This window comes from Massilia phosphatilytica (genome assembly GCF_977014125.1).
On record NZ_CDRNIL010000098.1, the window covers coordinates 1 to 11182 of the forward strand.

The window sequence follows — 11182 nt, forward strand, 5'->3', positions numbered from 1 at the left end:
GGACATGTACACTCGACGAGGACACGTACGCTAAAAGCCGTCGTCCCCGCGCAGGCGGGGAGCACCGAATTTCCGTAGCTGAGCCACGACATTGGGCCCCTGCCTGGCGCAGGGGCGACGGTCGTTTTGCGGTCGCTTCTACGGTCGCTCCCATCTCCCATCGTTTGCTTTTTCTGACGACGATGACGTAGGAATCACGCAAAATATCGCTTTGGCACCGGTTCTCCCAACCGCCGCCCATCCGACCGGCACCTTTGCCGGTTTCGCTTTATCAGAATATCCCCTCTATGAAAAGCCTCTACCAATCCACTATTTCCTCCCTGCCACTGCTGGGCCATGGCAAGGTCCGTGACAACTACGCCGTCGGCGACGACAAGATCCTGATCGTCACGACCGACCGACCGCCTGTCGGCCTTCGACGTCGTCATGAACGAACCGATTCCCGGCAAGGGCATGGTGCTGAACCAGATGAGCGATTTCTGGTTCGAAAAACTCGGCCACATCGCGCCGAACCACCTGACCGGCGTGGCGCCGGAATCCGTGGTCGCACCCGAGGAAGTGGAGCAGGCGGAAGGCCGCGCCGTCGTCGCCAAGCGCCTGAAGCCGATCCTCGTCGAAGCCGTCGTGCGCGGCTACATCATCGGTTCGGGCTGGAAGGATTACCAGGCCACCGGCGCCGTCTGCGGCATCCAGTTGCCGGCCGGCCTGCGCCAGGCGGATAAACTGCCCGAGCCGCTGTTCACCCCGGCCGCCAAGGCCGACCTGGGCGAGCACGACGAGAACATCGGCTTCGCCGACATGGAGCAGCGCATCGGCTCGGCAACTGGCCAAGAAGACCGCGCGACATCAGCATCCAGCTGTACAAGACCGCGGCCGACTACGCGGCCACGCGCGGCGCCGCCGGCACCGGCGATGATGGCGCGCAGGCCGCGCGAGCGTGCGCTTTCCGCATACGCGAACATCTCGTCCGGCATGCGGTGCGCCGAGATCACCTGCGCTTCGAACGGCACGCCGAACTGCTTCAGCATGGCGCAGGCGTGCTGCATCACGTCCCAGTCGGAACTGGAACCCATGATCACGCCGACGAGAGGCTTGTTCTGTTCCGCCATCGTCAAACCTTCAGCTTCTCGCCGGTCAGGCGTTCGATGGCTTCGAAGTACTTGGCCTGGGTCTTGTCGATGACGTCCTGCGGCAGCGCCGGTGCCGGCGGGGTCTTGTGCCAGTCGGTCAGCGTTTCCAGGTAGTCGCGCACGAACTGCTTGTCGTACGACGGCGGCGACATGTCCGGCGCGTACGAATCCGCCGGCCAGAAGCGCGACGAATCCGCGGTCAGCACTTCGTCCATCAGGTGCAGCACGCCGTTCTCGTCGAGGCCGAATTCGAACTTGGTGTCGGCGATGATGATGCCGCGCGTGGCCGCGTAGTCGGCCGCGGTCTTGTACAGCTGGATGCTGATGTCGCGGATCTTGTTGGCCAGTTCCGAGCCGATGCGCTGCTCCATGTCGGCGAAGCTGATGTTCTCGTCGTGCTCGCCCAGGTCGGCCTTGGCGGCCGGGGTGAACAGCGGCTCGGGCAGTTTATCCGCCTGGCGCAGGCCGGCCGGCAACTGGATGCCGCAGACGGCGCCGGTGGCCTGGTAATCCTTCCAGCCCGAACCGATGATGTAGCCGCGCACGACGGCTTCGACGAGGATCGGCTTCAGGCGCTCTGGCGACGACGGCGCGGCCTTTCACCTGCTCCACTTCCTCGGGTGCGACCACGGATTCCGGCGCCACGCCGGTCAGGTGGTTCGGCAGACGTGGCGAGTTTTTCGAACCAGAAATCGCTCGATCTGGTTCAGCACCATGCCCTTGCCGGGAATCGGTTCGTTCATGACGACGTCGAAGGCCGACAGGCGGTCGGTCGTGACGATCAGGATCTTGTCGTCGCCGACGGCGTAGTTGTCACGGACCTTGCCATGGCCCAGCAGTGGCAGGGAGGAAATAGTGGATTGGTAGAGGCTTTTCATAGAGGGGATATCTTGATAAAGCGAAACCGGCAAAGGTGCCGGTCGGATGGGCGGCGGTTGGGAGAACCGGTGCCAAAGCGATATTTTACGTGATTCCTACGTCATCGTCGTCAAAAGCAAACGATGGGAGATGGGAGCGACCGTAGAAGCGACCGCAAAACGACCGTCGCCCCTGCGCAGGCAGGGGCCCAATGTCGTGGCTCAGCTACGGACATTGGACCCCGCCTGCGCGGGGACGACGGCTTTTAGCGTACGTGTCCTCGTCGAGTGTACGTGTCCTCGTCGAGCGTACGTGTCCTCGTCGAGCGTACGTGTCCTCGTCGAGTGTACGTGTCCTCGTCGAGTGTACGTGGTCGCGATTACTGAACGATCTGCGCCAGCTCGCCCGCCTTGTAGCGGTCCGCCATTTTTTCCAGCGGCATCGGCTTGATCTTGGCGGCCATGCCCTCGAACCGAACGAGATATAGCGTGCCTTGCAGATCTGCGTGGCCGCTTCGCGGGCCGGCTTCAGGTAGTCGCGCGGGTCGAACTTGGACGGGTTCTCGAACAGGTATTTGCGGATCGCGGCCGTCATCGCCAGGCGGATGTCCGTGTCGATATTGATCTTGCGGACGCCGTGCTTGATGCCTTCCTGGATTTCCTCGACCGGCACGCCATAGGTTTCCTTCATGTCGCCGCCGAATTCGCGGATGATGGCCAGCAGCTCCTGCGGCACCGACGACGAACCGCGCATCACGAGGTGCGTGTTCGGGATGCGCGCGTGGATTTCCTTGATGCGGTCGATGGCGAGGATGTCGCCGGTCGGCTTGCGCGTGAATTTATACGCGCCGTGCGACGTGCCGATGGCGATGGCCAGCGCGTCGCACTGGGTGCGCGCGACGAAGTCGGCGGCCTGCGCGACGTCGGTCAGCAGCTCTTCGCGGGTCATGGTGCGGTCGGCGCCGTGGCCGTCTTCCTTGTCGCCCTTCATCGTTTCCAGCGAACCGAGCACGCCCAGTTCCGCTTCGACGGTGACGCCGATCGAGTGCGCGAACTTGACGACTTCCTTCGACACCTCGACGTTGTAGTCGTACGAGGCGACCGACTTGCCGTCCGCTTCCAGCGAGCCGTCCATCATGACGGAGGTGAAGCCCGAACGGATCGCGGCCATGCAGACGGCCGGCGACTGGCCGTGGTCCTGGTGCATGACGACCGGGATGTGCGGGTAGGCTTCGACGGCGGCGTCGATCAGGTGGCGCAGGAAGGCTTCGCCGGCATACTTGCGGGCGCCGGCCGAGGCCTGCATGATCACCGGGCTGCCGGTCTGGTCGGCCGCGGCCATGATGGCCTGGACCTGCTCCAGGTTGTTGACGTTAAAGCCGGCAGGCCGTAGCCGTGTTCGGCGGCATGGTCCAGCAGTTGACGCATTGATACGAGTGCCATGGTTTAGCTCCATAGGAATAAAGAAACCTTTCCGGGTCTCACACCTGCTGCGCGCGCGTATGCGCCTGGCCTCGCGCGACAGGCGCGTCAGCCATGCACTTCACACGATTCGACAGTCCGGCGCGGCCGCGGGTTGCGGCCGCGCGCACAGGTGTTGAGCTCCCTCTTAATCGAATTCCCCGACACGAACGATCTTGAGCGCGTTCGTACCGCCGACCTGGCCCATCGGCTCACCCCACGTGACGACGATCATGTCGCCCTTCTTGACGATCCCGTTGGCCACCATCAGGTCTTCGGCCTGGCGCAGGACGGCGGCGCTGTCGCCGCGCTGCGTCAGGTGGTACGCATGCACGTTACGATACAGCGATACCTTGCGCTGGGTGGTGACGCTTGGCGTCAGGGCGTAGATCGGGGTGTCGACGTGGTGACGGCTCATCCACAGCGCGGTCGAACCGGATTCGGTCAGCGCCACGATCGCCTTCACGCGCAGGTGGTGCGCGGTGAACAGGGCGCCGTAGGCGATCGACTGGTCGATCCGCGTGAACTGCACGTTCAGGAAGTCGGCTTCGAGTTTGTTGTATTCGGAACGTTCCGCTTCGACGCAGATGGCGGACATCATCTCGACCGTCTCGACCGGCCACTTGCCGGCGGCGGTCTCGGCCGACGTCATCACGGCGTCGGTGCCGTCCAGCACGGCGTTCGCCACGTCCGACACTTCGGCGCGGGTCGGCACGGCGTTGACGATCATCGATTCCATCATCTGCGTGGCGGTGATCGCCAGCTTGTTGGAATCGCGCGCCATGCGGATCATGCGCTTCTGCAGCGCCGGCACTGCCGCGTTGCCCACTTCGACGGCGAGGTCGCCGCGGGCGACCATGATGCCGTCGGAGGCGTCCAGGATCTCTTCTGCAGCACGGGAATCGCTTCCGCGCGCTCGATCTTCGCGATCATCATCGGTTTGTGGCCCGACGGCTCGCCGGCGATGTTGGCCAGCTGGCGCGCCATTTCCATGTCGGTCGCCGTTTTCGGGAAGGAAATCGCCAGGTAGTCGGCCTGGAAGGTCATCGCGGTCTTGATGTCTTCCATGTCCTTCGCGGTCAGCGCGGGCGCCGTCAGGCCGCCGCCCAGGCGGTTGATGCCCTTGTTGTTGGACAGTTCGCCGCCGACCTTGACGATGGTGTGGATCTCGCTGCCGGCCACGCGCTCGACGATCAGCACGATCAGGCCGTCGTTCAGCAGCAGCGTGTCGCCCGGACGCACGTCGTTCGGCAGGGCCTTGTAGTCGAGGCCGACGCGCTCCTGGTTGCCCAGTTCGCCGTTCTCGCCCCAGCGGGAGTCGAGGATGAAGCGGTCACCATTGTTCAGCAGGATCTTGCCCTCTTCGAACTTGCCGACGCGGATCTTCGGACCCTGCATGTCGGCCATGATCGCCACTTCGCGGCCGCACTCGGCGGCGGCGCGACGCACCAGGTTGGCGCGGTCGATGTGATCCTGGGCGCGGCCGTGCGAAAAGTTCAGGCGCACGATATCCACGCCCGCACGGATCATGCGGACGAGCGTATCGAAGTCGGAGGAAGCGGGGCCGATGGTTGCGACGATCTTGGTGCCACGAGACATTGAACTATCCTTGAAGTGAAAAGCGCAGCCCGTGAGCTGCGCCGGTGACCGGTAGGTTTATTTTGCTGCGCTGCGCTGGAGCAGGATCTCCACGGCCGGGAGCGTCTTACCTTCGAGGAACTCGAGGAAGGCGCCGCCGCCGGTCGAGATATAGCCGATTTGGTCGGCAATATTGTATTTTGCGATGGCGGCCAGGGTGTCGCCGCCGCCGGCGATCGAGAAGCCTTTCGAGGACGCGATGGCCGCGGCCAGGGTCTTCGTGCCTTCGGCGAACTGGTCGAACTCGAACACGCCGACCGGGCCGTTCCACACGATGGTGCCGGCCTTGCCGATCTGTTCGGCGAGCTGGGCCGCGGTCTTCGGGCCGATGTCCAGGATCATGTCGTCATCCGCCACGTCCTTGACGTCCTTGATGGTCGCGGCGGCCGTCGGCGAAATTCCTTGGCGCACACGACGTCGACCGGGATCGGCACCTGCGCGCCGCGCGCGGCCATCTTCTCGATGATCGTCTTCGCTTCGCCGACGAGATCCAGTTCCACGAGCGACTTGCCGATGTTCAGGCCCACGGCCTTCATGAACGTGTTGGCGATGCCGCCGCCGACGATCAGGTTGTCGACCTTGTCGGCCAGGCTCTGCAGGATCGACAGCTTGCTCGACACCTTGGAACCGGCGACGATGGCCAGCAGCGGACGCTGCGGCGCGCCCAGGGCCTTGCCCAGCGCGTCCAGCTCGGCCGCCAGCAGCGGGCCGGCGGCGACCACGGGCGCGAACTTCGCGATGCCGTGCGTGGTCGCTTCGGCGCGGTGCGCGGTGCCGAAGGCGTCGTTGACATAGATATCGCACAGCTTGGCCATCTTCTGCGCCAGCTCGTCCGAGTTTTTCTTTTCGCCCTTGTTGACGCGGCAGTTTTCCAGCAGCACGACCTGGCCCGGCGCAACGTCGACGCCATCGACCCAGTTCTGCTTCAGCTCGACGGACTGGCCCAGCAGCTCGGACAGGCGCTTGGCGACGGGCGCCAGGCTGTCTTCCGGCTTGAACTCGCCTTCGGTCGGACGGCCCAGGTGCGATGTGACCATCACGGCCGCACCCGCATCAAGCGCGGCGCGGATCGCGGGAACCGAAGCACGCACGCGCGTGTCTTCCGTAACGTCGCCGGCGTCGTCCTGCGGAACGTTCAGGTCGGCGCGGATGAAGACGCGCTTGCCCTTCAGCGCGCCTTGGTCGATCAGGTCTTGCAAGCGGGTGAAATTGAGAACGGCCATTGTCAACAGTCGAGGAATGTTTAAAAAACGCTATTTTACCTTAGGCCAGTCCTTGGAAAACATGAGAAACGCGCAGGACAGTGAATACCAGCATGCCGATAACGATGGTCTGCAACATGTTCCGCCGCCACAGGTAATAGGCAAGCGCGACTATACCGGCCAGCAGTTTCGGATTCGTGACGGCCAGTCTGGCACGTCGCCCTGCGTCCCCAGCATGAAATCCGGCGCGACGATCGCCGCCAGCGCGCAGGCCGGCGCATAGCGCAGCAGTTCCTGCACGCGCCGGGGAATCGTCACGCGGCGGCCCACCATCCACAAGCCGCTGCGGGTGCAGGCGGGCGGCCACGGCCAGCACGGCGATGACGGCCCAGATGTCCCAGTCAGCCATGGCGCACCTTGCGGCGTCCGCGCGTTTCCTCGACGGCGATGGCGGTGGACATGCCGACGACGACCGCGAGCAGCAGCCCCAGCTTGTACGGCAGGCCATGCGCCAGCACGGACACGACACCCGCCACCAGCACGCCGCACAGGGCCGCGCTGTTGATGATCAACGGAACGAGGATGCACAGGATGGCGAGCGTGCCGGCAAACCCCAGCTGCCATTCGGTCGGGACGGCGCTGCCCAGGAAGATGCCGGCGAACGTGCCGCCCTGCCAGGCGCCCCAGGTCGGATACAGCAGGCCCTTGAGGAACGACAGCTTGCCCCGTTCGGGCGCCGTATGGGGGTAGCGCTGCAGGAAGAGTGCCGTCGTCAGGTCGCCGGAAATATAGCCGAGATAAAAACGCTGGAACAGCGGCAGCTTCGCGAAATGGGGAGCGAGCAATGCGGAAAAGATGACGAAGCGCAGGTTGACGACGAACGCCGTGGCAAAGATGACCCCGACGGGCGCGCCCGCGGCGATCAGCGGCAGCGACGCGAGCTGGGCCGAGCCGGAATACACGAGGAGGGTCATGGCGCTGGCCTGCGGCACGGTGAGGCCGCTCTTGACCATCGCGACGCCCAGCACCATGCCCCACGCGACGAGGCCGAACAGCGTGGGCAGGCCGACCTGGAAGCCTTCGCGCCAGGCGGCGGCATCGTGGCCGTCGACATCGATGGCGCTGCCGTCGCCGCGTTGGGCGCCTGAATCCAGGCGCGGGCCGTTCATGTCGCGTTCCTGCAACAAAAGCGGCAAACAGGCATGGCGGACGGGCGGCGCTCGGACATGAAACGATGTAGTGAGAATGCGTGTAGATTTCCTTGCCGGAAATTCTACTCGACAGTATTAAGGCCGCTATTCTACCGGACCATTCCGGCAATCTGGTTGAATCCGTTAGAATCGTGGTTTTGGGAATGCCGAGATACCGGACGCGCGGCGACGAGCCGCAAGCGCCCCGGATAGCTAAGGTAAGTAAATACGGCGCGGATGGCAAGCCTGCACAGGCCGGTTCTTGGGAATTCCCCTTGCCAAACTAGTTGACGGAGAAATCGATGAACGACAAGACCATCCCGGTCGTGGAACTGGAAGCCAAGGACCTGCCGGCATATTGCCCGAACCCGGCCATGCCGCTGTGGTCGTCCCACCCGCGCGTCTTCCTGGATTTCGATCACGACGGCAACGCCAAGTGCCCATACTGCGGCACCCAGTACCGCCTGAAGCCGGGCACCGTGCTGGCTCATCACTGATTTCTGTCGTGCCCGGGGGCTTGCCGTGAACCCAGCGAGCGCCGCGGTCTCCCAGGCCGCCCCAAGCTACCAGGCCCCCTGGTGGCTGCCGGGCGGCGACCTGCAGACGATTTATCCCGCCCTCTGCATCCGCAAACCGGCCGTCGCCTACCGGCGCGAGCGCTGGAACACGCCATGCGGCCAGGATTTCATCGACGTCGACCTCGTCGACGGTGCCACGGCCGGCGCGCCCTTCGTCCTGCTGTTCCACGGCCTGGAAGGGTCGTCGGACAGCCATTACGCACGTTCCCTGATGGCGCTCGTCGCGGCGCGCGGCTGGCACGGCGCGGTCCCGCATTTCCGCGGCTGCTCGGGCGAGGCGAACCTGGCCCCGCGCTTCTTCCGCTCCGGCGACGCCGAAGAACTCGACTGGATCATCCGCCGGCCGGCTGCGTTCCCGCCATGCCGGTCCGTTCTACGTGGCCGGCGTGTCGCTCGGCGGCAATGCGCTGCTGCGCTGGCTGGGTGAACAGCACCACGGCGCGGACATGGTCGACGCCGCCGTGTCCATCTCCGCCCCGCTCGACCTGGCGGCCGGCGGCGCCGCGCTGTCGTCCGGCTTCAACCGCCTGTACACGCGCATGTTCCTGCAGACCCTGAAGCCGAAGGCGCTGGCCAAGCTGGAGCGCTTTCCCGGCCTGTTCGACCGCGACCGCCTGCTCGCCGCAAACGATTTATACAGTTTCGACAACGTCGTCACCGCCCCGCTGCACGGCTACCGCGACACCGACGATTACTGGCACCGCGCCAGCGCCCGCCACGTGCTGCACGACATCGTCGGTGTCGCGGTAGCCGTGCAGCGGGGCGGTGACGACGTTGTCGAAACTGTATAAATCGTTTGCGGCGAGCAGGCGGTCGCGGTCGAACAGGCCGGGAAAGCGCTTCCAGCTTGGCCAGCGCCTTCGGCTTCAGGGTCTGCAGGAACATGCGCGTGTACAGGCGGTTGAAGCCGGACGACAGCGCGGCGCCGCCGGCCGGTCAGCGGGGCGGAGATGGACACGGCGGCGTCGACGATGTCCGCGCCGTGGTGCTGTTCACCCAGCCAGCGCAGCAGCGCATTGCCGCCGAGCGACCACGCCGGCCACGTAGAACGGACCGGCATGGCGGGAACGCAGCCGGCGGATGATCCAGTCGAGTTCTTCGGCGTCGCCGGAGTGGTAGAGAGCGCGACCCGCTGCGCCCCGAGGGCGCCGCGGAATGCGGACCCGCGCCGTCCAGCCGCGCGCCGCGACGACGCCATCAGTAATGGCTGTCCGACGACCCTTCCAGGCCGTGACGCAGGACGAAGGGCGCGCCGGGCCTGGCACGTCGACGAGGTCGACGTCGATGAAATCCTGGGCCGCATGGTGTTCCAGCGCTCGCGCCGGTAGGCGACGGCCGGTTTGCGGAGTGCGAGGGCGGGATAAATCGTCTGCAGGTCGCCGCCCGGCAGGCCGCCAGGGGGCCTGGTAGCTTGGGCAGCCTCGGAGCCGCGGCGCTCGCTGGGTTCACGGCAAGCCCCCGGGCACGACGCCGGGGCCCGCGGCCCGGCTTCAGGCGGTACTGGGTGCCGCAGGGTGTGCGGCAGCTGGCGTTGCCGTCGTGATCGAAATCCAGAACGCGCCGGTGGGACGACCACAGCGGCATGGCCGGGTTCGGCGAATGCGGCAGGTCCTTGGCTTCAGTTCCACGACCGGGATGGTCTTGTGGTTCATCATTTCTCCGTCGACTAGTTTGGCAAGGGGGAAATTCCCAAGAACCGGCCTGTGCAGGCTCATCGCGCATCTACTTACCTTAGGCTCTGCGGGGCGCTTGCGGCTCGTCGCCGCGCATCCCGGTATCTCGGCATTTCCAGAAGCCACAATTCTAACGGATCAACCAGATTGCGGAATAGTAGGTAGAAGTAGCGGGCCTTAATACTGTCGAGTAAATTTCCGGCAAGGAAATCTACACGCATTCTGCACTACATCGTTTCATGTCCGAGCGCCGCCCCAGTCAGCCGGTTTGTTGCAGGAACGCGAATGAACGGCCCGCACCTGGATCCAGCGCCCAACGCGGCAGCGCCATCGATGTCGACGGCCACGATGCCGCCCCGCCCTGGCGCGAAGGCTGGTCGGCCTGCCCACGCTGTTGGCCTCATCTCGCATGGGGCATGGTGCTGGGCGTCGCGATGGTCAAGAGCAGCCTCAGCCCATGCACACCGGGGCGTGAGCCTCCTCCACAGTGTATCCACTCGGCCACTCGCGTCGCTGCCGCTGATCGCCGCGGGCGCGCCCGTCGGGTCCATGTTTGCCACGGCGTTCGTCGTCGACCTCCGTTTCGTCATCTTTGCCGCATTGCTATTTCGCGAAGCTGCGCTGTTCCAGCGTTTATTCTGAGCTATGTTTCCAGGCGACCTGACGGAACGGCACTCTTCCTGCAGCGCTACCCGTCGGCGGACGGCAAGCTGTCGTCTCAAGGGCCTGTATCCGACCTGGAGCACCTCGCAGGCGGCAGCCTCACCAGCTTCCTGGCGACGCCGTTCCGACCGAATGGCAGCTGGGGTTTGCCGGCGCGCTCACCATGCTGTGCATCCTAGTTCCGTTGATCATCGACAGCGCGGCCCGGTCCTGCGGCGGTGCTGGTGGCGGGTGTGGTGTCCAGGTGTGGCGCCATGGCCTACGAGTACGAGCTGGGGCTGCTGCTCGCGGTCGTCGTCGGCGTGTCCACCGCCATCGCCGTCGAGGAAACGCGCGGACGCCGCAAGGTGCGCCATGGCTGACTCGGGACGTCTGGCCGTCGAGATCGCCGTGCTGGCCGTGGCCACCGCCGCTGCACCCGCAGCGGCTTGTGGATGGTGGGCCGCGCGTGACGATTCCCCGCGCGTGCAGGAACTGCTCGGCTATCGGCCGGCTGCACATGGCGGCAATCGTCCCGCGCGGAGTTTCGTGTCGGGGACGCAGGGCGACATCCAGCTGCGCATCACGAATCCGAAACTGCTGGCCGGTATAGTCGCGCTTGCCTCTACCTGTGGCGGAACATGTTGCAGACCATCGTTATCGGCATGCTGGTATTCGGTGCTTCCTACACATTCTCATGTTTTCCAAGGACTGGCCTAAGGTAAAATAGCGTTTGATGACAATGGCCGTTTCTCAATTTCACAGGTGCTGGATCATCCAACTAACTCCTCCGTTTAACCTTCACAATATT

At 64.9% G+C, this 11182-nt stretch carries 5 protein-coding genes and 9 pseudogenes; 6 read left to right on the top strand and 8 right to left on the bottom strand.

The window, feature by feature from the left end:
- Nucleotides 1-287: 287 nt before the first annotated feature.
- Nucleotides 288-896, top strand: a pseudogene (locus tag ACWNCF_RS03290) (phosphoribosylaminoimidazolesuccinocarboxamide synthase); the annotation flags it as partial.
- Here the strand turns inward: ACWNCF_RS03290 and ACWNCF_RS03295 are convergent.
- From ACWNCF_RS03295 to ACWNCF_RS03325, 7 genes and pseudogenes are all read right to left on the bottom strand, one after another.
- Nucleotides 861-1109: pseudogene (locus tag ACWNCF_RS03295) on the bottom strand (AIR carboxylase family protein); the annotation flags it as partial. The pseudogenes ACWNCF_RS03290 and ACWNCF_RS03295 sit on opposite strands and share 36 nt — an antisense overlap.
- Nucleotides 1110-1111: 2 nt before the next feature.
- A pseudogene (locus ACWNCF_RS03300) lies at nt 1112-2008 on the bottom strand (phosphoribosylaminoimidazolesuccinocarboxamide synthase).
- A 359-nt stretch (nt 2009-2367) separates the two neighbouring features.
- Nucleotides 2368-3430 (bottom strand): annotated as a pseudogene (gene fba, locus ACWNCF_RS03305) (class II fructose-bisphosphate aldolase).
- 166 nt (nt 3431-3596) lie between these two features.
- Nucleotides 3597-5047, bottom strand: a pseudogene (gene pyk / locus ACWNCF_RS03310) (pyruvate kinase).
- A 57-nt stretch (nt 5048-5104) separates the two neighbouring features.
- Nucleotides 5105-6309: pseudogene (locus ACWNCF_RS03315) on the bottom strand (phosphoglycerate kinase).
- A gap of 40 nt (nt 6310-6349) precedes the next feature.
- Nucleotides 6350-6697: pseudogene (locus ACWNCF_RS03320) on the bottom strand (AzlD domain-containing protein).
- Nucleotides 6690-7457, bottom strand: coding sequence for an AzlC family ABC transporter permease (locus tag ACWNCF_RS03325; protein ID WP_449406003.1), 768 nt, complete (start codon nt 7455-7457; stop codon nt 6690-6692). Before ACWNCF_RS03325 ends, ACWNCF_RS03320 begins: the two are co-directional and overlap by 8 nt.
- Before the next feature lie 323 nt (nt 7458-7780).
- Here ACWNCF_RS03325 and ACWNCF_RS03330 point away from each other — a divergent pair, with 323 nt between their 5' ends.
- The 3 genes and pseudogenes from ACWNCF_RS03330 to ACWNCF_RS03340 all read left to right on the top strand — a co-directional run bounded on the left by ACWNCF_RS03330 (nt 7781) and on the right by ACWNCF_RS03340 (nt 9384).
- Nucleotides 7781-7975 carry a zinc-finger domain-containing protein gene (locus ACWNCF_RS03330; protein ID WP_036236204.1) on the top strand — a complete coding sequence of 65 codons (195 nt, stop codon included), beginning with the start codon at nt 7781-7783 and terminating at the stop codon, nt 7973-7975.
- Nucleotides 7976-8000: 25 nt separating this feature from the next.
- Nucleotides 8001-8790: pseudogene (locus ACWNCF_RS03335) on the top strand (YheT family hydrolase); the annotation flags it as partial.
- A gap of 216 nt (nt 8791-9006) precedes the next feature.
- Nucleotides 9007-9384, top strand: a complete 378-nt coding sequence (locus tag ACWNCF_RS03340) for a hypothetical protein (protein ID WP_449406006.1) — start codon at nt 9007-9009, stop codon at nt 9382-9384.
- 154 nt (nt 9385-9538) lie between these two features.
- Here the strand turns inward: ACWNCF_RS03340 and ACWNCF_RS03345 are convergent.
- A pseudogene (locus ACWNCF_RS03345) lies at nt 9539-9708 on the bottom strand (zinc-finger domain-containing protein); the annotation flags it as partial.
- Nucleotides 9709-10200: 492 nt separating this feature from the next.
- Here ACWNCF_RS03345 and ACWNCF_RS03350 point away from each other — a divergent pair.
- Nucleotides 10201-10371: a hypothetical protein gene (locus tag ACWNCF_RS03350; protein ID WP_449406004.1), complete on the top strand. Its 171-nt coding sequence runs from the start codon at nt 10201-10203 to the stop codon at nt 10369-10371.
- Between the two features lie 375 nt (nt 10372-10746).
- Entirely contained in the window at nt 10747-11091 is a 345-nt protein-coding gene (locus tag ACWNCF_RS03355; protein WP_449406005.1) for a hypothetical protein, read from the top strand.
- Nucleotides 11092-11182: the final 91 nt, after the last annotated feature.